Source organism: Buttiauxella agrestis (assembly GCF_900446255.1).
Taxonomy (GTDB): domain Bacteria; phylum Pseudomonadota; class Gammaproteobacteria; order Enterobacterales; family Enterobacteriaceae; genus Buttiauxella; species Buttiauxella agrestis.
The window spans coordinates 2,120,659-2,144,862 of the sequence record NZ_UIGI01000001.1; the positions used below are offsets into that span (position 1 = coordinate 2,120,659).

General features: G+C 50.2%; 22 protein-coding genes and 1 pseudogene. 12 read left to right on the plus strand and 11 right to left on the minus strand.

The features are described 5' to 3' along the window. Positions 1-74: 74 nt before the first annotated feature. Complete coding sequence (gene manX / locus DY231_RS10300) at positions 75-1,043, minus strand: PTS mannose transporter subunit IIAB (RefSeq protein WP_115628274.1); 969 nt, start codon at positions 1,041-1,043, stop codon at positions 75-77. Positions 1,044-1,519: 476 nt separating this feature from the next. On the opposite strand from manX, the gene yoaE reads away from it, so the two are divergent. Continuing rightward, positions 1,520-3,085 carry a CNNM family cation transport protein YoaE gene (gene yoaE, locus DY231_RS10305; RefSeq protein ID WP_115628275.1) on the plus strand — a complete coding sequence of 522 codons (1,566 nt, stop codon included), beginning with the start codon at positions 1,520-1,522 and terminating at the stop codon, positions 3,083-3,085. 1 nt (position 3,086) lies between these two features. Here the strand turns inward: yoaE and pdeD are convergent, their stop codons facing one another. The 3 genes from pdeD to DY231_RS10320 all read right to left on the minus strand — a co-directional run bounded on the left by pdeD (position 3,087) and on the right by DY231_RS10320 (position 7,205). Further along, complete coding sequence (gene pdeD, locus DY231_RS10310; protein ID WP_115628276.1) at positions 3,087-4,685, minus strand: cyclic di-3',5'-guanosine monophosphate phosphodiesterase PdeD; 1,599 nt, start codon at positions 4,683-4,685, stop codon at positions 3,087-3,089. A 140-nt stretch (positions 4,686-4,825) separates the two neighbouring features. Next, entirely contained in the window at positions 4,826-6,004 is a 1,179-nt protein-coding gene (locus tag DY231_RS10315; RefSeq protein WP_115628277.1) for an amidohydrolase, read from the minus strand. A gap of 10 nt (positions 6,005-6,014) precedes the next feature. Continuing rightward, on the minus strand, positions 6,015-7,205 hold the full coding sequence (locus tag DY231_RS10320; RefSeq protein ID WP_115628278.1) for an MFS transporter: 1,191 nt from the start codon (positions 7,203-7,205) through the stop codon (positions 6,015-6,017). A gap of 149 nt (positions 7,206-7,354) precedes the next feature. Between DY231_RS10320 and DY231_RS10325 the strand changes: the two genes are divergently transcribed. After that, on the plus strand, positions 7,355-8,263 hold the full coding sequence (locus DY231_RS10325) for a LysR substrate-binding domain-containing protein (protein WP_115628279.1): 909 nt from the start codon (positions 7,355-7,357) through the stop codon (positions 8,261-8,263). A gap of 56 nt (positions 8,264-8,319) precedes the next feature. Here the strand turns inward: DY231_RS10325 and sdaA are convergent, their stop codons facing one another. The 3 genes from sdaA to pabB all read right to left on the minus strand — a co-directional run bounded on the left by sdaA (position 8,320) and on the right by pabB (position 11,904). Further along, on the minus strand, positions 8,320-9,684 hold the full coding sequence (gene sdaA, locus DY231_RS10330) for an L-serine ammonia-lyase (protein ID WP_115628280.1): 1,365 nt from the start codon (positions 9,682-9,684) through the stop codon (positions 8,320-8,322). Between the two features lie 275 nt (positions 9,685-9,959). Next, positions 9,960-10,538, minus strand: coding sequence for a CoA pyrophosphatase (locus DY231_RS10335; protein WP_115628281.1), 579 nt, complete (start codon positions 10,536-10,538; stop codon positions 9,960-9,962). A gap of 4 nt (positions 10,539-10,542) precedes the next feature. Further along, entirely contained in the window at positions 10,543-11,904 is a 1,362-nt protein-coding gene (gene pabB / locus DY231_RS10340; protein WP_115628282.1) for an aminodeoxychorismate synthase component 1, read from the minus strand. 109 nt (positions 11,905-12,013) lie between these two features. Between pabB and DY231_RS10345 the strand changes: the two are divergent. After that, positions 12,014-12,187: pseudogene (locus DY231_RS10345) on the plus strand (YoaH family protein); the annotation flags it as partial. Positions 12,188-12,306: 119 nt separating this feature from the next. Here the strand turns inward: DY231_RS10345 and DY231_RS10350 are convergent. After that, a complete protein-coding gene (locus tag DY231_RS10350; protein ID WP_115628284.1) occupies positions 12,307-12,651 on the minus strand; it encodes a RidA family protein in 345 nt (114 codons plus the stop codon). Positions 12,652-12,779: 128 nt separating this feature from the next. Between DY231_RS10350 and yoaA the strand changes: the two genes are divergently transcribed. From yoaA to rnd, 5 genes are all read left to right on the plus strand, one after another. Continuing rightward, positions 12,780-14,690 carry a DNA repair helicase YoaA gene (yoaA, locus tag DY231_RS10355; RefSeq protein WP_115628285.1) on the plus strand — a complete coding sequence of 637 codons (1,911 nt, stop codon included), beginning with the start codon at positions 12,780-12,782 and terminating at the stop codon, positions 14,688-14,690. 70 nt (positions 14,691-14,760) lie between these two features. Then, complete coding sequence (tsaB, locus tag DY231_RS10360; protein WP_115628286.1) at positions 14,761-15,456, plus strand: tRNA (adenosine(37)-N6)-threonylcarbamoyltransferase complex dimerization subunit type 1 TsaB; 696 nt, start codon at positions 14,761-14,763, stop codon at positions 15,454-15,456. 80 nt (positions 15,457-15,536) lie between these two features. Further along, positions 15,537-16,103, plus strand: coding sequence for a Slp family lipoprotein (locus tag DY231_RS10365; protein ID WP_115631818.1), 567 nt, complete (start codon positions 15,537-15,539; stop codon positions 16,101-16,103). A gap of 203 nt (positions 16,104-16,306) precedes the next feature. Then, on the plus strand, positions 16,307-17,992 hold the full coding sequence (gene fadD, locus DY231_RS10370) for a long-chain-fatty-acid--CoA ligase FadD (RefSeq protein WP_147295639.1): 1,686 nt from the start codon (positions 16,307-16,309) through the stop codon (positions 17,990-17,992). 70 nt (positions 17,993-18,062) lie between these two features. Further along, a complete protein-coding gene (gene rnd / locus DY231_RS10375) occupies positions 18,063-19,184 on the plus strand; it encodes a ribonuclease D (protein WP_172588675.1) in 1,122 nt (373 codons plus the stop codon). Positions 19,185-19,346: 162 nt separating this feature from the next. Here the strand turns inward: rnd and minE are convergent, their stop codons facing one another. Genes minE through minC form a run of 3 tightly spaced genes read right to left on the minus strand, consistent with a single transcriptional unit; the run spans position 19,347 to position 21,173 of the window. Then, positions 19,347-19,625 carry a cell division topological specificity factor MinE gene (gene minE, locus DY231_RS10380; protein ID WP_034455225.1) on the minus strand — a complete coding sequence of 93 codons (279 nt, stop codon included), beginning with the start codon at positions 19,623-19,625 and terminating at the stop codon, positions 19,347-19,349. A gap of 3 nt (positions 19,626-19,628) precedes the next feature. Then, positions 19,629-20,441 carry a septum site-determining protein MinD gene (gene minD, locus DY231_RS10385; protein ID WP_034495914.1) on the minus strand — a complete coding sequence of 271 codons (813 nt, stop codon included), beginning with the start codon at positions 20,439-20,441 and terminating at the stop codon, positions 19,629-19,631. A 24-nt stretch (positions 20,442-20,465) separates the two neighbouring features. After that, positions 20,466-21,173 carry a septum site-determining protein MinC gene (minC, locus tag DY231_RS10390; RefSeq protein WP_115628289.1) on the minus strand — a complete coding sequence of 236 codons (708 nt, stop codon included), beginning with the start codon at positions 21,171-21,173 and terminating at the stop codon, positions 20,466-20,468. A 126-nt stretch (positions 21,174-21,299) separates the two neighbouring features. Between minC and DY231_RS10395 the strand changes: the two genes are divergently transcribed. From DY231_RS10395 to ycgN, 4 genes are all read left to right on the plus strand, one after another. Next, entirely contained in the window at positions 21,300-21,575 is a 276-nt protein-coding gene (locus DY231_RS10395) for a YcgL domain-containing protein (RefSeq protein ID WP_115628290.1), read from the plus strand. 74 nt (positions 21,576-21,649) lie between these two features. Beyond that, positions 21,650-22,717, plus strand: a complete 1,068-nt coding sequence (locus tag DY231_RS10400; protein ID WP_370511294.1) for a lytic murein transglycosylase — start codon at positions 21,650-21,652, stop codon at positions 22,715-22,717. Between the two features lie 78 nt (positions 22,718-22,795). Then, positions 22,796-23,455, plus strand: coding sequence for a fumarylacetoacetate hydrolase family protein (locus DY231_RS10405; RefSeq protein WP_034495908.1), 660 nt, complete (start codon positions 22,796-22,798; stop codon positions 23,453-23,455). A 90-nt stretch (positions 23,456-23,545) separates the two neighbouring features. Then, entirely contained in the window at positions 23,546-23,992 is a 447-nt protein-coding gene (ycgN, locus tag DY231_RS10410; protein WP_034495906.1) for a cysteine cluster protein YcgN, read from the plus strand. Positions 23,993-24,204: the final 212 nt, after the last annotated feature.

Below are 24,204 nucleotides of genomic sequence, written 5' to 3' on the forward strand. Positions count from 1 at the left end.
TGTACTTCTCCTTAAACGTGTGACTTATGTGTGAAAACTGAGCAAAACGTAGATTGAGCAAATTACCTGCGTAATTAGCTTTTCACCTTCGCGATCAGATCCATCATTTTCAATTTTTGATCGGTGGAAACTTTACGCGCTTCCAGCTCAATACCGCGCTCGTTCAGTTTCTTAAAGGCTTCGATATCTTTTTCATCGACAGAAATCGCGTTGTTCACCTGGGTTTTCCCCTGACGGAACGCCATACCACCGATGTTCACTGACTTAATATTCACACCACCTTCTACGACGCGTTCGACGTCGGTTGGGTTGGTGAACAGCAGCATCACACGGTCGCCTGCATATTTCGGGTTATTCCACACGCGGATCATTTTAGCGACGTCAACGACGTGAGCCGTGACACCCGGAGGAGCCACTTGCGTCAACAGTGTTTTACGCACGGTATCGGCTGCGACTTCATCACTGACGACAATAATGCGTGTTACGTTGGTTTCTTTGGTCCAGCGGGTTGCGACCTGGCCATGAATTAAACGGTCATCGATACGCGCCAGACCGATATTCATATAGTCATTTGGACCCATTGGCTTGAGCGGAGCTGCGGCTTTAGGTGCAGCAACTGGCGCAACGGGTACAGCTTTTTCAACAGGTTGCGCTTTCAGGGCTTTAACCCCTTCACGGCCTGTTTCAACAGCGAGTGCCACTAACTCATCAAACGAAGGGTTATCATCACGGGCCATCAAGGTTTCAACTAGCATCGGAATATTGACCCCGGCGACGACCTCGTAATGCTCTTTATCGACGACAATACGGCTCGCCGCATTGAACGGGCTTCCGCCCCAGGTATCGACGAGAAACAGCACACCTTTGTCGGTGTTCAGGTTTGCCAGTTGAGCGTTGTACTTCTCGATTAGAGTTTCGGCGTTTTCACCGGGAACGAAATCTATCCAGCCAACGTTTTCTTGTTCGCCCAATAGCATTTCTGCGGTTTTCAGCAATTGTTCTGCTGCCCAGCCATGCGTGCCTATGACAATAGCAATAGTCACTTGCTACCTCCTGTGTTGGTATAGCCACACCCTTAATAGGTGTTTTGTAGATTATCCGTTTCTTAAGCGAATCGATTCAGATAACGGTATGAGTAAAGATGTGTAACTTAAGACGGATTTATTTTAGTCAGTGAAAAAAATATTTTATGTGATGAAGATCCGTAATTTAGCTTTGCTAACAACTTAATGATTCACCGGATAAATAATGAACGAGGTCAATGACAGAAAAATTGCAAAATCAGGTAAATCTTTGCAAAAGGGTATTTTGCTCTGATATTGTTTGCTTCTCGTTTAATGACTAAGGAGTAAGGGGCAGTAGCCCACCGTATGGACCGTCACCGACGTCTTTTCAATCTCAGGTCTGAATGTTCAGCCCATCACAATGGCGTTTCACGCCTTATAAATATCTCAACACTACTCTCTGCGTCCGCGTTAAGCGTGATGCCGCTTAGTTATTCCCAAAGCAGGAGCTTGTCATGGAACTCTTAATGGATCCCCAGATTTGGGTGGGTTTACTGACGCTGATTGTGCTGGAAATCGTGCTGGGTATTGATAACCTGGTATTCATTGCCATCCTCGCGGATAAACTGCCGCCAAAACAACGTGATAAAGCCAGACTTATTGGTTTATCCCTTGCTTTGATAATGCGACTTGGTTTGCTGTCATTAATCTCATGGATGGTGACGCTCACGCAGCCGCTGTTTACCGTTGCAAATCTGACCTTCTCCGGTCGCGACCTCATCATGCTCTTTGGTGGCCTGTTCTTGCTGTTTAAAGCGACAACAGAGCTGCACGAACGGCTGGAAAATCGCCAGCACGATGACGGGCACGGTAAGGGCTACGCCAGTTTCTGGGTCGTGGTATTGCAGATTGTGGTATTGGATGCGGTGTTCTCACTGGATGCGGTCATTACCGCGGTGGGGATGGTCAACCATCTGCCAGTGATGATGGCGGCGGTGGTTATCGCAATGGGTGTGATGCTGTTGGCATCGAAACCGTTAACGAACTTTGTTAACCAACACCCGACGGTAGTGGTGCTGTGCCTGAGCTTCTTGTTGATGATTGGTCTGAGTCTGGTAGCAGAAGGCTTCGGCTTCCATATTCCTAAGGGCTATTTGTACGCTGCGATTGGTTTCTCGATAATCATCGAGTTCTTTAACCAGATTGCGCGTCGCAACTTTATCCGCCATCAGTCGAATGTGCCGCTGCGCGCCCGTACGGCTGATGCGATTTTGCGCCTGATGAACGGCAAACGCCAGGCTCGTCCGCAAAATCAACATGAAGACCACAAGACGATAACGCCAATTGAAGCAGAATCTTTTGCTGAAGAAGAACGGTATATGATTAACGGCGTGCTGACGCTGGCCTCTCGTTCGCTGCGCAGCATCATGACGCCACGCGGCGAGATTTCCTGGGTTGATGCCGATAAATCGAAAGCTGAAATCCGTGAGCAATTACTGGAATCACCACACAGTTTGTTCCCGGTTTGCCGGGGCGAACTTGATGAAATCATCGGTATCGTGCGTGCTAAAGAGTTGCTGGTGGCGTTGGAAAATAACGGTGATGTGGCCGCCATTGCGGCACAATCACCAGCGATTGTGGTGCCTGAAACGCTTGACCCTATCAACCTGTTAGGTGTGTTGCGTCGTGCTCGCGGCAGCTTCGTGATTGTGAACAACGAGTTTGGTGTGGTGCAGGGACTGGTCACGCCGCTGGATGTTCTTGAAGCGATTGCCGGTGAGTTCCCTGATGCTGACGAAACGCCAGAAATCGTTCGCGATGGCGACGGTTGGCTGGTGAAAGGTTCAACTGACCTGCATTCGATTCAGCAGCACCTGGATATCAATACCCTGGTTGACGATGACGAAAATATCGCATCGATTGCGGGTCTTGTTATTGCGGTAAATGGTCAAATCCCGAAAGTGGGCGACATCATTGAAATTGCTCCGCTTCGCATCCAGATTGTTGAAGCCAATGATTACCGTGTGGACCTGGTCCGCGTGGAAAAAGAACGCTCTGAACATGAAGACGAAGAAGAGTGATTTAGCGTAGCGGGATAATCGGCACCGGGTGTCCCTTACGTCGCGGAGGGGGAGTATTATTCCCCCTCAGCCAACGCGGAAACTCGCTCAATGGCATTGGCCGCGCAAACAAATAACCCTGTAAAACGTTCACGCCGCGGCGGCGCAGATATTCTGCCTGCTGCTGCGTTTCTACTCCCTCCGCCACCAAATCAATGCCCAGTCGTTGTGCCAGCGCGATGATGATGTCAGTAACCGTTGAGTTAACCGCATCTGTACCAATCGCCGCCGTAAACGACTTATCAATTTTCAGCACATTAGGATTTAGCGTTTCCAGATACGCCAGGGAACTCTGCCCGGTGCCGAAATCATCAATGGCTAAATCTACCCCCATTCGGTGCAAGTCACGGACTACGCGGTGATCGACATCTGGTAAAGCGTCGCGCTCGGTTAACTCTAATGTCAGCTTTTGAATGGGTTGAGACGGAAACCAATGGCGGCGAAGATCGGTGATAATCTCACCTTCATGAAAATGGCTGGCGGCGACGTTAATACCAATGTGGAAGTCACGTGATTTGGGGAAAATATCGATTTGACGAATCGTTTCCTCAAGGACAAAACGGGTCAACGGGGCGATTAAATTTTGTTGTTCAGCAAGGGGAATAAAGACATCTGGCGAGATCCATCCCTGACGCGGATTATGCCATCGCAGCAGCAACTCTACCCCGACACACTGCAAATTACGTGCGCTCATTAGTGGCTGACAAAAAACCTCAAATTCATGTGAGGCCAGTCCAACATTAATTTCCCACGAAAAACTCATGCGATTGGCTGTCGCAAGCCAGGCGATGTAACCGATTAGCATGCTGAGGATCAGCGCCAGTGGGAGTTGTGTCGGCAAGTTGCCTAATGCCATAGCGCCTGCTGCGGGGCCAATAGTGGTGACGGAAAACGCGAATTTTTCAGAAGCCATTTCATGGCTTACCTGTCCTTCATCCACGCTAATTCTCTGCAATAATCCCTTGCCATATTCAAGATGCGAATCCGAAACATTCAGTATTGCGCGTGATACCCACGGGCGCTCAGGCTCAAGAATTAATCCGGTCAGCAACTCAATATTGATTATTTGCATCACACCATCGTGGCGACTGTTTGCCAGCGGGATCCAGGATAATAAAATTGGCGTTCCTTTCAACAATGAATGGTCGATTGTAAGAAATAACAGCGGCTGCGCGGAGGGGAGTCGGGGTTGCAGCAGGTTAATCGGCACGGCCCGCGTACCAAAAATGCTTGAGCAATAAAGAATGTCGTCCTTAATCAGTCCGATAGATCGCACCGTTTGCAAGCGCGCGGCATGTTCGCGCATTTTTAACTGTGCGACCTGGCAGGACATTCCCACTAACGGCATGACATCTTTATTGGCCTGCTCGAGTGGGACAAGAATACTTTCCAGCGTGCTAATGACACGTTGATTAAACGCCTGCATCCGCTGTTCATTAACGTTGCGTTCGGAAACGTAGCGGGCGCTGAGAGTCAGGAAAAGTGCCAGAACAGCTAACGCAACACAGACAATTAAACGCCTGCGGCGATAACCTCTTAAAATGCGTTGAGCCGTCTGCATTCTGTTTGCACCTTGTATGTAACCGCGACCGAAATCGGCACGCAGAACATACAAAGTGTAGTGGGGGATTAGACTTACGTTGTGAAAATCATGCTTTATCGTGACCGGTCAGCACCGATTAATACGTGTTGCCCGGTACACTAACCCACGATAAGCGGGCTAATCAGGCTGAGATGCGTTTTAACGCCCACTTTCATCGCATCTTCATCTAACAGGAAATGAGGATTATGGACATTCCACACGGCACCTTTTTCCGGGTTTCGGCATCCTACAAAAATAAAACAGCCGGGAACATGTTGCTGATAAGACGAGAAATCTTCGCTGCCAAATAGCGGCGTTGTCACCGTTTGCAGTGTCTGTTCCGGGAAATGTTGTTGAATAACGTTGCGCGCAATTTCACATGCCTGGGGATGGTTATTACCGACCGCATAACCCGGTTGCCACTCAATTTCAAAGCTGGCGCCATGAGCGGCAACGATTCCGGCAATCACTTGCTGCATCAGCTGAGGAACTAACTCACGAACCTGCTGATTGTGCGTACGCAACGTGCCTGCAAGGCGGGCGCTATTGGGGATGACGTTGTAACTTTCGCCCGACTGGAAGGTGGCGATGGTTAACACTGGCGCATGCAGTGGATCAAGTTTGCGTGCGACGATTTGCTGCAAAGCGCTGACGATTTCGGCCCCGATAACAATCGGGTCAACGCACAAATGGGGCATTGATCCGTGCCCACCTTTCCCGGTGATAACAATATCGAAATTATCACTCGATGCGCTGAATACGCCTTCTTTTAATGACAGGGTTTGCGTGGGTTTATCGGGCATGACATGCAGACCGAAAATGTATTCCACATTTTCTAATACGCCCAGATTCACCAGTTCCTGCGCGCCACCCGGCGGCACTTCTTCGGCATGCTGAAAAATAAAGCGCACCGATCCTTTGAGCTGGTCCTGGAAATGGCAAAGCACTTTTGCCGCTCCCATTAACATGGCGCTATGCGCGTCATGTCCACAGGCGTGCATCACGCCAGGCTTGCACGAGGAGAAGGTTTCCCCGCTCTCTTCCTGAAGAGGAAGCGCGTCAATATCGGCCCGTAGCGCCCACACCGGGCCAGGATGTTTTCCGCGTAATTCGGCGACCACGCTGTTAGGGGTTAAGCGGTGTAATTCAAGAGGACCAAAGCTTGCAAGCTCAGCGGCAATATAATCTGCGGTGGCCTTTTCCTGGAAGGACAGATCAGGATTCGCATGAATATGCTGACGCCAGCGAGACACATCATGGGCAACTTCTTCGGTCAGAATATCAATATTGAAAGTCATAATGGCTCCGTTATTCGGTCACTGTGTTTAGCGCGGTTTTCTTTGCCATCAGCGGTATGACGGCAAGTGCGGCACAAATCATCGACAAAGATAAGAAGATAAAAGTGGTGTAGTAGTCCTGGCTGATGCCAATCAGATAACCCATCACAATCGGTGAGACGAATCCGCCCAGCGTACCGCCCGTGTTAATCAGGCCAATCGCCGCTCCCATGGTTTCGACCGGCAACCGTTTCATTGGCAGGGTGAAGGCGGTAACAAAGCTGCCCATTAAAAAGACCTGACCTAAAAACAGGAACACGCTGGCCGCTATCGGGGAAGCCATGTGGTAAATCGTGAAGATGCACAGTGCGCTGGCAATGGCGCAGGCGACAATCACCAACGGTTCACGGCCCTGGAAATACTTGCCGACCAACCAACCGGTTCCCAGCGAGGAAATCCAAATCCCTAAACCGCCTGCCGCAATAACCAGACCCGAGGTTTCAAGTGGCATATGGCGTTGCTGGACTAAAAACTTAGGCAGCCACGCCATCAGGCCGTAGCTTGGAATATTGATGCAGAAAATAGAGACAAACAGCAGAACCACGGTCGGGTTTTTCAGCAGCGTGCGGTAACTGACGGTAGATGCTGTTTTGGCTGCAACAGGGGGTTTTTGTACCAGCATAAAAATAACAATCGCGACGGCGCATGCCAGTAAACCTAAACCCGCGAACGAACCTCGCCAGCCGATGTGCGTCAAGGCACTGACTGCCACCATGGGGCCGATTGTCATCGCAAGTCCTGCCGATGACAGCAGAATTGACTGCGCAAAAGTCCTTTTCTCAATGCTGAAATTAGTCACGACGGCTTTGGCGCAGGAGCACGGATAGCCTGAATGCCCAATCCCGGAGAGAAAGCGGAACACGATCAACATGCCAAAACTTAATCCCAACACACCAAAGCACAAGGCAAACCCGCCGAGCAGGCAAAGTGAAGCAACCAGCATGGTACGAAAACCGATGCGGTCATTCAGCCAGCCTGCGGGAATTTGAAACAGCGAATAAGACAGAAAGAAAATGCCGGTGATGTAACCCAGTTGTTGAGTTGAAACACCAAACTCTTTTTCGATGGGCAATAATGCGAAGCCCATCACCGTTTTATCTATATAGACAATGACATAGCCCAGAAATAACAGGAAAATCATCAAGGAGTGATTCTTTTTCATTATGCGGACCCTTATGCGGAATTCCGTCCCTGTGGGCGAGTTGCCCCGGTTCAGACAACAAACGTTGATATCTATATAAGCAGTGTGGGTAATCCGGCAAAAGATGTAATTTTGTTTGGGGTGATGCTTTTTGTTGATAGGGGGTGCGAATGAAATACTTACCGAAAATGCAGCAGCTACATGTCTTCAGGCAGGTAGTACGCAGCCGCAGCATTCGCGGAGCAGCGAGGGTCATGGGGCAGTCTCAGCCTGCCGTCAGCCGCACGTTACGAGAGCTGGAGCAAGTTTTATCTGCACAACTTTTTTTACGCGGTAACGAAGGCATCACCTTAACGGAAGCGGGAGAGGCATTTGCCCGTCGTGCTGAGTGGATTCTGGAGGAGTTGCAACGTGCCGCCGAAGAAGTGGAGCAGATTAACCACTTTTCTCAGGGCAAGCTGAATATCGGTTTTTCTTCGCTGATTGCGCTTAGTGTGTTTCCTGCGGTGGCCGACAGCTTCAAATCGCGCTTGCCGCAGGCCAGTTTGCATATCAAAGAAGGGCAACTGGCGACCTTACTTCCTCTGCTGCAACAGGGGGAACTGGATTTGGCGATAGGCACCATTAATCCGGCTAAAGTGCCGGAAGATGTGATGGTGGAACCGCTTTTTAGCGCGCCATTTTGTGTGATTGCAAGGCGGGATCATCCGTTGGCAGACGCCACTTCACTTGCACAATTGAGAAGGGCGAAATGGTTATTGCCTGAGGCGAATATTGGCTATTACCAACAGCTTCAGGATGAACTGAACGAATTTTATGGTCAGATGCATGAAGCGCCGATTCGCACAGATTCTGTGATTTGCGGACTGAATATGGTGTTGCATTCGGATTATCTGACGATTGTCGCCAGAGCGATGAGCACGCCGCTATTTTTGCAGGACCGGCTAACCGTGTTGCCCATCACCACGCTTCCGTCGGCGCAATATTGTGTCATCTGGTCACAGAAGTCGGATTTGACGGCAACAGCGCGCCAGTTTTTATTAGCGCTTCGTCAGCAGTGCCAGAATTACCCGTGGTAGATATAAAAACGGCCCTCTTTGCTGAGGGCCGGAAGGGGATGAGTCACACTGAACGGTTAGTCACACTGAACTTTGATGGCCAGGCCGCCACGTGAGGTTTCACGGTATTTGGAGTTCATGTCTTTGCCTGTTTCGTACATGGTTTCAATCACTTTATCGAGAGAAACACGCGGCTCGCTGGTGCGGCGCATCGCCATACGGGTGGCGTTAATCGCTTTAACGGACGCAATGGCGTTACGTTCGATACATGGCACCTGAACCTGGCCTGCAACCGGATCACAGGTCAAGCCAAGGTTGTGTTCCATGCCGATTTCCGCTGCAACACAAACTTGCTCCGGACTCGCGCCGAGAATCTCAGCAAGCCCTGCGGCAGCCATAGAACAGGCCACGCCGACTTCACCCTGGCAGCCCACTTCAGCACCCGAAATTGACGCATTCATTTTATACAACGCGCCAATCGCGCCTGAGGCGAGGAAGTAACGAATATAGGTATCCGGGCTTACCGACTCGATAAAGTGGTCATAGTAAGCCAGAACAGCCGGAACAATTCCGCACGCGCCGTTAGTCGGGGCGGTGACAACACGTCCGCCCGCAGCGTTTTCTTCGTTAACCGCCAGAGCAAACATGTTTACCCAATCGATCACGTTCATCGGGTCGTGGGACAGTTTATCGCTGGAAACCAGCATACGACGCAGCGCGGATGCACGGCGAGGCACGCGCAATGGGCCAGGTAGCACGCCTTCGGTATTCACACCGCGATCGATACAGGCACGCATGGTTTGCCAGACATTGGCAAAATACTCTTCGATTTCTTTACGGCTGTGCAGAGCCAGTTCGTTCTGCATAATTACGCCAGAAAGGGACATGCCTGTCTCTTTACAATGGTTGAGCATCTCTTCGGCGGAATTGAACGAGTACGGCACCACAATTTCGTTAGCGGCATCTTTGCCGAAGTTTTCTTCATCAACGATAAAACCGCCGCCGATGGAATAATAGGTTTTGGTGTAGATCTCTTGCTCGCCATTAAAGGCGTGGATGGTCATGCCGTTTTCATGCAGCGACAGGTTGTCATTGCGGAAACACATGCCGGAGTCTTTCGGGAAATCGACTTCATGACGACCCTGGGCAAGCCACAAGCGGCTACGGGTTTCAACATCGCGAATAAACGCCGGGATAGAGTCGATATCAACGGTAGCAGGTTCGTTACCTGCAAGACCCATGATAATAGCAATATCGGTGTGGTGCCCTTTACCTGTCAGAGAGAGAGAACCGTAAACATCAACACTGATTCGCGTCGTCATTTCCAGTAATTCTTTTTCGACCAGGTCATCGACAAACAACTTACCGGCCTTCATCGGACCGACGGTATGGGAACTGGATGGCCCAATGCCTACCTTGAACATGTCGAATATGCTAATCACGCTAAAACTCCTTTCAGGACACCGGCTAAATAAAATTTGCTGCTGCAAAATCGCAGCTGGCTAGTTTAAAAATTTATTGGTCACCGTGGTAAACTATTCACATGAATTAAACTAATGGTTAACCGTAACTTGACTAATCCGGCCCGTGAATGCGGGTCCAGAGAGATCGGCGGTAGCGTTATTCATCAATTTATTACCCATTTCGTCTGTATGGGAATGAAACCACAGCGAGACACTCTGCTAAATATAGCTGTTTTCGCAGGATTAAAGAGTGATCAGGGTTCCACACCTATCTGTAAAGCTAACTCACGGATAATTCCGGCCGTCATCCCCCAGACAAAGTAGTGTTGATACCAGGAAAGCCAGACTCGGTGGGCATTGCCACGGCGGTGAATATCCAGCGGATGGTAGCGCCCAAGAGTTAATGCTTCCATTAACGGCATTTCAAACACGGCGGCCACTTCGTCTTCACTGGCTTGATAAGGCAAATTGGGAGGGATGATGCCCACGACGGGCGTGACCTGAAATCCCGTGACGCTATCCACGGGCGGGAGGGTGCCAATCACTTCGACGCTGTCCGGAGAGATAGCGACTTCTTCCCAGGCTTCGCGCAGTGCCGCAGCAATTAAAGATTCGTCGGTATCGTCCACCGCGCCGCCAGGGAAAGCAACTTGCCCGGCATGTTTGCGCATCAACGCCGAGCGCTGCGTCAGCAGAAGTCCGGGCTGCGGACGACGCACGATAGGGATCAACACGGCTGCCTGGCGTTTATTACCGCTCATGCGCGTGACAGGCGGTTGCAGCAGCTGAAAACGGGATAAAAAATCATTCATGCTCAGGGAGGAACCAGACATCACTTCAACTCTCTAGTTGCGGCAAGATACGATTAACTTTATCAAAAGTTTCCTGATATTCCGCAGATTCAACACTATCGGCCACAATGCCGCCACCTGCGGAGCAATATAATTTCCCACCTTCTGCGGTGAGCGTTCGGATAGTAATACTGGTGTCCATATTGCCGCAGAAGCTCAGATAGCCAATGCTTCCACACCATGCGTTGCGGCGTTGAGGCTCCAGTTCTTCAATCACTTCCATCGCTCGTACTTTCGGTGCGCCGGTAATCGAACCGCCAGGGAAACACGCTCTCAGCAGGTCTGTCGCCTGTAAATGTGCAGGCAGTTGTGCGGTGATCGTGCTGACCAGATGATGCACCGCCGGGAAGGGTTCGACGACAAACAGTTCCGGGACTTTTACGCTGCCGGGCACGGCAACGCGACCAATATCATTGCGCAGTAAATCCACAATCATCAGGTTTTCAGCGCGGTCTTTCGGTGAATTTGCCAGTTTCTCAGCCTGCTGCGCATCGGCAACGGGGTCTTCAAGACGCGGCAGCGTGCCTTTTATCGGGCGCGTCTGGATCATCTTGTCTTCAAGCAGAATAAATCGCTCTGGCGACAGACTCAAAACGGCGCTTTCCGGTAAACGAATAAAGGCACTGAACGGTGCGCGGTTTGCCGCGTTCAGGCGCTCGAATGCTTGCCACTCATCGCCTTCATAACTGGCATGAAAACGTTGCGCGAGGTTGACCTGATAGCAGTCGCCGCTTTTGAGATATTCCTGTACCTGACGGAATTTAAGTCCATACTGCTCGCGGGTCATATTGGACTGCCATGCGCTGGTCAGATGGAATGGCTGGTGTGCGACGGGAACCTGGGACTTAAGCCAGTTGAGTCGGGCTGAATTGTCTCCCCAGCAAACCAGCGTCAGCATTTTTAAATGATGGTCAGCAATAAGTGCCCAGTCATAAATGCCCACCGCCATATCCGGCGTGGTGAGTTCAGCCTGCGCATATTCAGGCAATTTCTCAAAATGACGTCCGAGGTCGTAACCAAACAAACCCAGCGCTCCCCCTAAAAAGGGCAAGTCCGCGTGCGTTGCGGGCTGATAACCGAAACTGTCCAGCGTGTGCTGTAACAATTTTAGCGGACAACCATGATGCGCTGACTGCGCACCTGCCTGGCAAATTGTGGTTTCCGCCCCGCGTGTGACCAACGTTGCGACAGGATCCGCTGCCAGAATATCAAAACGATTATGTGGATGGTCAGCGAAGCCGGAATGCAGCAGCATGGCCCAGGGTTGGTGCGCCAACGCTTTGAAAGTCTGTTGAACAGCATCCGGATGCCACGGCAAAGTTTGATAAGTTAGAGTTTGCAACGTCATAAACCACAACTAAAAAATAGACAGATAACCCTGCCAGTCCAGGAAACCCTCTGGAAACCCCGACAGCAGCGTGAAATAATTAACCCAGGCAATGTAACAGGAGTCGAAAATGTTTGCAGGATTACCCTCATTATCCCATGAGCAGCAGCAGAAAGCAGTCGAGAGAATTCAGGAACTGATGGCCAACGGAATGAGCAGTGGGGAAGCCATTACGCTTGTCGCGGCCGAAATTCGTGCCACTCATACCGGTGAAATGGTCGCCGTTCGCTTTGAAGACGACGATGTCGGTGACGCTGAAAGCGATGATGAAGAAAACGAAAGTGACGACGATGAAGAAAGATACGTCGATCATTATGAAGAGAATGACGACGATAAGTGACGTGGGCAGTAGCCCACGCCAATTTAAACTGCTGCGATAATCTTTATTTCTACTTTGTAACGCGGGTTCATCAATTTTGCCTGAACGGTACAACGTACCGGCGCATGACCCGCGACGACCCACTCATCCCATGCTTTATTCATGGCTGCAAAATCACTGCCTTCTGGCAGGAAAATAGTGGCATCAAGGATTTTGCTTTTGTCGCTGCCTTGTTCAATAAGCACCGTGTCGATTTGTGCCAGGGTATTGGCGGTTTGCTCATAAGCATCCGCATCGAGGTTTTCTGGCACGCCGGTGTAGTAAAGGGTGTGGTTATGGATGACCGCATCAGACCAACGCGCTTCCGGTTTTATACGCACAATACTCATCACTGTTTCCTTTTCAGCTCATTCATAATGCGCAACAGACTGCCACAATCTGCCGGGCGCTTCCACCGGCTTGCTGGATTAACACCGCTCAGGCTGACATAATACTGTCAATAAACCCAGGGGGTATTGTGACAGACGATTTTGCAGCAGACGGCCAACTCGCCACGGCGATAACTGGTTTTAAACCGCGTGAACCGCAGCGCCAGATGGCAGAAGCCGTCACCAAAGCTATCGCTTCCGGGCGTGAGCTGGTGGTGGAAGCGGGAACCGGGACCGGTAAAACCTATGCGTATTTAGCTCCCGCTCTGCGCTCAGGCAAAAAAGTCATTATTTCAACGGGTTCAAAGGCTTTGCAGGATCAGCTTTTTTCGCGTGATTTACCCACCGTTGCCAAAGCACTGGATTTCAAAGGGCGGTTGGCTCTGCTCAAAGGGCGTTCCAACTATTTGTGCCTCGAGCGTCTCGAGCAAAATGCGCTGGCAGGCGGCGACCTCCAGGTCCAGACGCTAAGTGAGATCGTTAAGTTGCGCGGTTGGGCGATTGAAACCGTGGATGGCGATATCAGCACCTGCACCAGCGTGGCGGAAGATTCTAACGTCTGGCCATTAGTCACCAGCACCAACGATAACTGCCTGGGGCAAGACTGCCCGCTTTATAAAGACTGCTTTGTAGTAAAAGCGCGTAAAAAAGCCATGGACTCTGACGTCATCGTGGTCAATCACCATCTCTTTTTGGCTGATATGGTGGTGAAAGAGGGCGGTTTCGGTGAACTCATTCCCGAAGCGGAAGTGATGATTTTCGATGAAGCGCATCAAATCCCGGATATCGCCAGCCAGTATTTTGGGCAGTCGGTATCGAGCCGACAACTGCTCGACATCGCCAAAGATATTTCAATTGCTTATCGCACCGAAGTCCGTGACGCCCAGCAATTACAAAAAAGTGCCGACCGTCTGTCACAAAGTACTCAGGATTTCAGGCTGAAACTCGGCGACCCGGGTTATCGCGGCAATCTGCGCGAACTGTTAGCCGAACCGTCTATCCAACGAGCACTGTTATTGCTCGATGATGCGCTTGAACTTTGTTATGACGTGGCGAAAATGTCACTAGGTCGTTCCGCTTTGCTTGATGCAGCTTTCGAACGGACGGTGATTTTACGCGGGCGAATTAAACGCCTGAAAGAAGTCGATACGCCGGGCTACAGCTACTGGTATGAATGCAATTCGCGCAATTTCACGCTGGCGTTAACGCCGTTATCCGTCGCGGATAAATTCAAAGAAGTGATTAACGAAAAAGCAGGCACCTGGATTTTCACCTCCGCAACACTTTCGGTTAACGACAAACTCAGCCACTTTACCGACCGTCTCGGTATTGATAATGCAGAAACTCTGCTGTTAGCCAGCCCGTTTGATTACGCCACTCAGGCGTTGCTGTGTGTGCCGCGCGGCTTACCGACACCCAACCAACCTGCCGCAGGTAAGCACCTGGCAAAATTGCTTAAGCCGTTGATTGAAGCCAACAATGGCCGCTGCTTTATGCTGTGTACATCCCACGCCATGATGCGCGATTTAGCCGAGCAATTTCGCGCCACGATGACCTTACCGGTTTTACTGCAAGGTGAAACCAGCAAAGGCCAGTTGTTGCAGCAGTTTGTCGATGCGGGAAATGCTCTGTTGGTGGCGACCAGTAGTTTCTGGGAAGGGGTGGACGTACGTGGTGATGCACTTTCATTAGTGATAATCGATAAACTGCCGTTTACCTCGCCGGAGGATCCCTTACTCAAAGCGCGTATGGAAGATTGTCGTTTGCGTGGCGGGGAACCGTTTGATGATGTGCAACTTCCGGATGCCGTTATCACCCTGAAACAGGGCGTGGGGCGCTTAATCCGCGATGTCGATGACCGGGGCGTGCTGGTGATTTGCGATAACCGCCTGGTGATGCGTCCGTACGGCGCCGTGTTCCTTAACAGCCTGCCAGCGACGCCGCGCACACGCGATATTAATCGGGCAGTAGAGTTCCTTAAGTTCCGACCGGAGCAGTAATTTGTGCCAGACTATGGTATGATGCGCGCCGATTTTTGACCCTATTTTCCCGCCAGAGGTTGGCAATACCATGCGAATTTTAGCCATCGACACTGCGACAGAAGCTTGTTCAGTTGCCCTGTATAACGAAGGGAAGTCTAGCGCCCATTTTGAACTCTGCCCACGCGAACACACGCAACGTATTCTTCCGCTGGTGCGTGACATCCTCAATGAAGGTGGAGTTGGTCTGACCGCATTGAATGCGCTTGCTTATGGCCGTGGCCCAGGTAGTTTTACCGGTGTGCGCATTGGCATTGGCATTGCTCAAGGGCTGGCTCTGGGTGCTGAATTACCGATGATTGGTATTTCGACTCTGGCTACCATGGCGCAAGGTGCCTGGCGAGTGACGGGGGCAACCCGTGTACTGGCCGCAATCGATGCGCGAATGGGTGAAGTCTACTGGGCTGAATACCAGCGCGATGAAAATGGCGTGTGGCACGGCGAAGAAACAGAAGCGGTCCTAAAACCTGAAGCGGTTGCCGAGCGATTGAAACAACTTCAGGGGGAATGGGCTACAGTCGGTACAGGTTGGCAAGCCTGGCCGGATATGGCGCAGGGAAGTGAGCTGGTCATCCGTGATGGCGAAGTGACTCTTCCTGCGGCTGAAGATATGTTGCCTCTGGCAATTCAGGCATTAAATGATGGTTGTACGGTGGCGGTAGAACATGCCGAACCGGTATATCTGCGTAACGAAGTGACATGGAAGAAACTTCCAGGCAGAGAATAGTTCACAACGCTCGTGAGGCCGATACGGCGTTAAGGAGAAAGGATATGTCTGGTTTACCTGTCAGGATTGTTACCCGTTTAATGGCAGTGGCTGCCGTCGTGATGCTCAGCGGTTGTGTCACAGTCCCCGATGCCATTAAAGGCACGAGTGCGACACCGCAACAAGATTTAGTGCGGGTGATGAATGCGCCTCAGCTTTACGTCGGGCAGGAAGCGCGTTTCGGCGGGCGAGTGGTCAACATCGATAACAGAAAAGGAATAACGCGTCTGGAAATTGCGACCGTGAACCTCGACGAAGGTGCACGTCCACAATTGGGTGAGCCATCGAAAGGGCGCATTTATGCAGATGTGAATGGTTTCCTGGATCCGGTCGATTTCCGTGGGCAGCTGGTCACAGTGGTCGGCCCAATTACCGGCACGGTTGAAGGCAAAGTAGGCGAAACACCGTATAAATTTATGGTGATGCAGGTGAACGGCTATAAACGCTGGCGTGTCACGCAGCAAGTGGTGATGCCGCCTCAACCGATTGACCCGTGGTTCTGGGGCGGGCCATATCCCTATCGTGGCCGCTATGGTTACGGCGGCATGTGGGGCGGCGGATGGTATAATCCAGGCCCTGCGCAGGTGCAGACTATCGTAACTGAGTAATAACGTGTTTTACCGAAATGAAGAGGCAGCGGCATGTCCGCTGCCTCTTCATTTTGTCATGGAATAAAAATAATTAGTGATGTGCTTCGCAACCTTAAATCAGTCTAATTAATAAACTGGTACGCTGAGTTAATATTATGTTAACGGCGTGTTTCTATATTGGGGTTGTGATGACGACGAATAATAAATTCAGAGGTGGATCCTTGAAGAAGGTTTGGCTTAACCGCTACCCAGCCGATGTTGCGGCTGAGATAAATCCTGACCGTTATCAGTCCCTGGTAGATATGTTTGAGCAAGCGACGGCGCGTTACGCCGATCAGCCTGCGTTCGTGAGCATGGGCGAAGTGATGACGTTCCGCAAACTGGAAGAGCGGAGCCGTGCGTTTGCTGCTTATTTGCAACAGGGTTTGGGCCTGCAAAAAGGCGACCGTGTTGCATTAATGATGCCTAATTTATTGCAATATCCGGTCGCGTTGTTTGGCATTTTACGTGCGGGAATGGTGGTGGTGAATGTTAACCCACTGTATACACCACGCGAGCTTGAGCATCAGCTCAACGACAGCGGTGCTAGCGCGATTGTGATTGTTTCGAACTTCGCGCATACCCTGGAAAAAGTCGTTGATAAAACCCAGGTGAAGCACGTTATTTTGACGCGCATGGGCGATCAGCTTTCTGCGGCGAAAGGGACGTTGGTCAACTTCGTTGTTAAGTACATCAAACGTCTGGTGCCAAAATACCATCTGCCGGATGCCATCTCGTTTCGCAGCGCGCTGCAACACGGCTATCGCCTGCAGTACATCAAGCCGGAGATTATTAATACCGATCTCGCGTTCTTGCAATATACCGGCGGTACGACTGGCGTGGCGAAAGGGGCGATGCTGACGCATCGCAATATGCTGGCGAACCTCGAACAAGTCAGAGCGGCCTATAGCCCGCTGCTGTATGAACGCAAAGAGCTGGTGGTCACTGCATTACCGCTCTATCACATCTTCGCGCTGACCATGAACTGCCTGCTGTTTATTGAGCTTGGCGGCCAGAACCTGCTGATCACTAACCCGCGTGATATCCCGGGCCTGGTGAAAGAGTTAGCGAAATATCCGTTTACCGCGATGACGGGCGTAAACACGCTCTTCAATGCGCTGCTCAATAACAAAGAATTCCAGCAGCTCGATTTCTCGAGCCTGCATCTTTCGGCGGGTGGCGGGATGCCAGTGCAGCATGCTGTTGCGGAACGCTGGGAAAAACTCACCGGACGCTTCCTGCTTGAAGGTTACGGTCTGACTGAATGCGCACCGTTAGTCAGTGCCAATCCACATGATATGGATTACCACAGCGGGAGCATTGGCTTGCCGGTGCCATCCACGGAAGTGAAACTGATTGATGACGAAGGCGAAGAGGTTCCAGCAGGTGAACCGGGTGAGCTGTGCGTGAAAGGGCCGCAGGTGATGCTGGGTTACTGGCAGCGCCCGGATGCGACCGATGAAATTCTGCAAGATGGCTGGCTGCGCACCGGAGATATCGCGGTGATGGACGAAGAGGGCTTTATGCGCATTGTCGACCGCAAGAAAGATATGATTCTGGTCTCCGGCTTTAACGTCTATCCGAACGAAATCGAAGATGTGGTTATGCAACACAGCGGTGTATTAGAAGTCGCGGCTGTTGGCGTGCCGAGCGGCGCATCCGGTGAAGCAGTAAAAATCTTCGTCGTGAAGAAAGATGCGTCGTTGACCGAAGAAGCGCTGGTGGTATTTTGTCGCCGCCACCTCACCGGTTACAAAGTGCCTAAGCTGGTTGAGTTCCGCGAGGAACTACCAAAATCGAACGTAGGGAAAATATTACGACGAGAACTACGTGACGAATCGGTCAGTAAAGGCAACAATAACGCCTGAGCTCCGAGTCAGTCGCCCTAACGCCGGTTCGCCGGCGTTTTTTATGGGCGCAAACCTATGAGAACTGAATTTGACTTACCAAATGATTACTACCGATGAAGCCCTTGTCCGCGTTTGCGAAGCGGCTCGTCAATTTTCAGCCGTCGCGCTGGATACCGAATTTGTTCGCACTCGCACCTATTACCCGCAACTGGGCTTGATTCAGCTTTACGATAGCGAAACCGCTTCGCTTATCGACCCGCTGACAATCACCGACTGGTCGCCGTTCAAAGCGCTGTTGCAAGACACCGCGGTGATTAAATTTCTGCATGCTGGCAGCGAAGATCTGGAAGTGTTCCTTAATGCTTTTGGTATGTTGCCCGATCCGTTTATTGATACGCAGATTCTGGCTGCTTTCAGTGGGCGTCCGCTTTCGTGCGGTTTTGCGACCATCGTCGAATCGTTTACCGGTATTGCGCTGGATAAAAGCGAATCTCGTACCGACTGGATTGCGCGCCCGCTGACTGAACGCCAGTGTGAATACGCAGCCGCGGACGTGCTCTATTTGCTGCCTATCGCGCATAAACTGATGGAAGAGACAAAAGCGGCGGGTTGGATGGATGCCGCGCTGGACGAGTGCAATTTGATGGCTGCGCGTCGTCAGGATGTTCTGGACCCAGAAGAAGCCTGGCGTGAAATCGGCAATGCCTGGCAGCTTAGAACGCGTCAGTTGTCGTGCCTGAAGAAACTGGCATCCTGGCGTCTGCGTAAAGCGCGTGAGCGCGATATGGCGGTTAATTTCGTGGTGCGCGAAGAACATCTTTGGCAGGTCGCACGTTATATGCCGGGTTCCTTGGGTGAGCTTGAACACCTTGGCCTGAGCGGCAGTGAAATTCGTTTCCACGGCAAAGCTCTACTGGCAATGGTGGTGGAAGCGCAGGCTCTGTCGGACGATGAATTACCTGAGCCGCTAAGCAATCTTGTTGATATGCCGGGTTATCGTCGTGTCTTCAAAGCGATTAAAGCTCTGGTGCAACAGGTGAGTGAAACCAGCGGTTTAAGTGCTGAATTACTGGCGTCGCGGAGACAAATTAATCAGTTGCTGAACTGGCACTGGAAATTAAAAACGCAATCAACGCAACCAGAATTAATCGTTGGCTGGCGTGGACGTCTTATGGGCGAATCGCTAAAAACGTTATTGGCTGATTTTTAATATTGGCTAAAAGGTTACTGGGAATAATTACAGTATTCGCTTCTGTAATAATGGAATAGAGAAATTAACCTTTAAGAATAGTCTGTATTAAGAAGTGTGTTAGCGCTAAAAATAAATAATCCCCCTCGATAATTCCAGGGGGGGTTATTACACGAATGACCACTACGCAGATTTTGTTGTGGCTTCCTGCGTCTCTGGTAACGTCACGTTAAGTTCCAGAACAGAAATATCATCATCTTTTTGATCGAGAACGACGGTTAACATCTCCGGATCGATTTTGACATATTTGCAAATCACTTCCAGAATATCGCGTTTTAATTGCGGCAAATAGTGCGGTTCACTATCACCACGGCGGCGTTCTGCAACAATGATTTGCAGGCGTTCTTTTGCGATGTTGGCGGTGTTCTTTTTCCGTGAGAGAAAAAAGTCTAGTAATGCCATAACTTATCCTCCGAACAGGCGTTTGAGGAAGCCTTTCTTCTCTTCTTCAATGAAGCGGAAAGGGCGATCTTCGCCAAGCAGGCGCTCAACAGTATCTGCATATGCTTTACCAGCGTCAGCTTCCTGGTCAAGAATGACCGGCTCACCCTGGTTTGAAGCACGCAGCACAGATTGATCTTCAGGAATCACGCCAACCAGCGGAATGCGCAGGATTTCCAGCACATCTTCCATGCTAAGCATGTCACCGCGGTTTACACGGCCTGGGTTGTAGCGAGTTAACAACAGGTGTTCTTTAATCGGTGCTTCACCATTTTCGGCGCGGCGCGATTTAGAAGAAAGAATCCCAAGAATACGGTCAGAGTCGCGTACTGAGGAAACTTCAGGGTTAGTGGTGATAACCGCTTCATCAGCAAAGTAGAGTGCCATCAATGCGCCAGTTTCGATGCCCGCAGGGGAATCACAAACGATAAATTCGAAGTCCATATTTTTCAGGTCTTCAAGCACCTTTGCCACGCCTTCGCGGGTAAGGGCGTCTTTATCGCGTGTCTGAGAAGCTGGCAAAATATAAAGCTGCTCAGTGCGTTTATCTCTGATTAATGCCTGGTTTAATGTGGCATCGCCTTGAATAACGTTCACGAAGTCATAAACCACGCGACGCTCGCAGCCCATAATTAAATCCAGGTTACGCAGGCCAATATCAAAATCGATAACGACGGTTTTTCTTCCCTTCTGGGCCAAACCCGTAGCGATGGCCGCGCTGGACGTGGTCTTACCGACGCCCCCTTTACCCGATGTAACAACAATAATGCGTGCCATAAAGGAATTCCTTGTTAAAAGGGCTTAATTCAAAGGTTGAACGGAGAGAGCACCACTCGCCAGACTCAGGCGCGCCGCTTTCCCATAATAATCGGCTGGTATTTGCTCACTCAGCCAGTATTCACCCGCTATTGAGACCAACTCAGCAGCAAGATTTGTACAGAATATTTGTGCACCACGATCGCCACTGGCACCTGCCAGAGCACGGCCACGCATCATGCCGTAAACATGAATATTACCATCAGCGATAAGTTCTGCACCGGCACTGACATGATTGGTGATAATCAAATCACAGTTTGGTGCATAAATGCGCTGACCGGAACGAACCGGGGTATCAATCAAACGCGTTTTTGTGACAGGGTTAACAACTGGCTCGACGGAAGGCGCAATCTCAACAGGCGCGGCCTTCGTACGTGAATTTTTTTCTTTCCCTTCAGTCAGAAGCGGTAAGCCGGCGCGTTCAATTTCTTTCTTCAACGCTTCGTCTTTACAGCCACTAATCCCTACGACGCGTAAACCCGAAGAAACCACGGCTTGCTGAATTTTCTTCCAGTTTACTGAACCATCAAGGCCGGCAACATTCACCACCACCGGTGCATTTTTCAGAAAGGCGGGTGCCTGAGAAACTTTGTCCTGAAGGGCCTGGAGAATCACCTCGGGTTGCGCGTCATGTAAATGAAGCACTGATAAGGTAAAACTGCTGCCTTTTAACTCGATCGGCGTGTTTGACATCCTGCCCTTACTCAATTCAGTTTTAATCCCCACCCGTGTGGGACGATATTCCGAAGTACATCTGGCATGTTATAGTCACAGGTATATTCAGGCAAGCCACCATCTGGCGAAAATAGAGTAAAAAAAATGTTTTGTGTGATCTACAGAAGTAGTAAACGTGACCAGACATATCTTTATGTCGAAAAAAAAGACGATTTCTCTCGCGTGCCGGAAGAATTGATGAAAGGTTTTGGTTTACCTCAATTGGCGATGATATTACCGCTTGATGGGAGTAAAAAACTGGCCAATGCTGATTTTGAAAAAGTGAAACAAGCACTCAAAGACGATGGCTATTATTTACAATTACCGCCGCCGCCAGAAAGTCTGTTAAAAATTCATCTGGAAAATAGTCCGAAAAAATAACTTTAGGACTAGCGCCAAATCTTCTCTATACATAAAGGTGGATGATATTTACAACAAATAACCCGGGGAAAATGATGAATACTCCAGCAATTTGTTTAACAGTCATCACCTTTATGCTCACCACTTGCAGCGCGACTTTAGTCAGTGCGCAGACGCAATCACTTGTAATCGCACCGGTTGCTGGGCAATCCGAGGCCAAACCTGTGCCCCAGACTCTTGCACAAGAAGGGCGTAACCCCGATGAGTTTCCCGCCTATCTCGAAACACTCAAAGCCCAGGCGAGAGTTCAGGAAATCAGCGAAAACACCATCAACAGCGCATTCGCGAATGCACATTTTGTTGATCGGGTCATAAAATCAGACCAGAACCAGCTCGAAAAGAAAATCATGCTTGATGAATACCTGGCACGAGTGATCACGCCGGAAAAAATTCAACAGGCGCGCGAGCAATTCAAGCAACATCAAAATGAATTAAACGCGATAAGCAACCGTACCGGCGTACAAAGCCAGTACATCGTTGCTCTGTGGGCAATGGAAAGTCATTTCGGTGAAATCCAGGGCAAAGAGGACATCGTTTCTGCGCTGGCCACACTGGCATTTGAGGGGCGGCGTGAGGCGTTCTTCACTAAAGAATTAATGTCATCATTAAAAATTCTCGACCAGGGACATATTACGGTTGATGAACTAAAAGGGTCCTGGGCGGGCGCGATGGGGCAGAACCAGTTTATGCCAAGTTCGTATCTTCGTTATGGCGCAGACGGAGACGGCGATGGGAAAATAGATATCTGGACAAACACCAGCGATGTCTTTGCCTCAACCGCCAACTACCTGGAAACCGAAGGCTGGAAAGCGGGCGGCAATTGGGGGAATGAGGTCACTTTACCCGATGGCTTTGATAATGCACTGGCCGGAACCAAAACCGGACTGAGCAAAACGGTGGGGCAGTGGCAAAAATTGGGGGTGACTTTTAAACCGGGAACCACGGCTCCAGCCAGTTCACGAAAAGCCTGGATAATCACACCCGATGATAATCTGGGGCGCTCATTCCTTGTCTACAACAACTTCCGCACGATTATGCACTGGAACCGCTCTTACTACTTTGCGATAAGCATCGCGACTATGGCCGATGCAATCGCACAATAACTGATACTCATCAGTATTCAGTCGGGATTTTTTTCTCTAGTATCAAATGTAGTTAACACAACGACGCAGAGGAAAGGCATGTATCAGCATCATAACTGGCAGGGCGCGCTGCTGGATTTTCCGGTCAGCAAAGTAGTGTGCGTAGGCAGTAACTACGCAAAACATATCAAAGAGATGGGCAGTGCAACGCCCGATGAACCCGTATTGTTTATTAAACCTGAAAGTGCGCTGTGTGATATTCGCCAGCCGCTGGTTCTACCACAAGATTTTGGTTCAGTGCATCACGAAGTTGAACTGGCGATTCTGATTGGTTCTACCCTGCGACAGGCCACCGAAGATCACGTCACTAAGGCCATTGCGGGATATGGAGTAGCGTTGGACCTGACGTTGCGTGACTTGCAAGGCAAACTGAAAAAAGCAGGGCAGCCGTGGGAAAAGGCCAAAGGTTTCGATAACTCTTGCCCCATTTCAGGTTTTATTCCAGCCAGTGAATTTAAAGGTGACCCGCAAAACTCTCCGATAGCCTTAAAGATCAATGGTGAAGTGCGCCAGCAAGGTTCTACATCTGACATGATCCACAAGATCGTGCCGCTCATTGCCTACATGAGTCGATTCTTCACTTTGCGAGCGGGCGATGTGATCCTGACCGGCACCCCGGAAGGCGTTGGGCCGCTCAATAGCGGCGATGAACTGGAAGTCAGTTTTGCCGATCGTAGTTTGACCACCCGCGTTCTATAATGAATTTGCCGCCTGTGGGCGGCAAAACTTGCATCTGTAGCCCAGACTGTTTATAAGGTGCGCTTGTTTTTTTATTACCGGATAAACATTATGACTACAGTACCGTTCTGGCAGTGCAAAACTCTGGACGAAATGAGTGACTCAGAATGGGAGTCTCTCTGCGACGGCTGTGGTCAATGCTGTCTCAATAAATTGATGGATGAAGACACAGACGAAATCTATTTCACCAACGTCGCCTGTAAGCAACTCAACATCAAAACCTGCCAGTGCAAAAACTACGAGCGTCGTTTTGAGTTCGAACCCGATTGCATCAAACTCACCCGTGAAAATTTGCCGACATTCGAATGGCTTCCGCACACATGCGCTTATCGCTTGTTAGCTGAAGGCAAAGACTTACCGGCATGGCATCCGCTGTTGACTGGCTCAAAAGCGGCCATGCATGGGGAACGTATTTCTGTGCGGCATATCGCTGTGAAAGAGTCGGAAGTGCGCGACTGGCAAGACCACATTTTAAACAAACCTGAGTGGGCTGATTGACCCTAAGGTGGAATAGCGCTATAACAGTGGGGTATAGCGCTAAAATGTATTGTAGACCGCGTATTTCACAATATTTAATTCTTTAAAATCCCTTCAGATTTCCTTTTATTAATATATATAAATATTAACGACACGCATTATTTTTGTATTTGATTTGATAAATTCTTGTAAAACAAAATGTATTCTAATAAATAATGTATCTTTCTCGAATT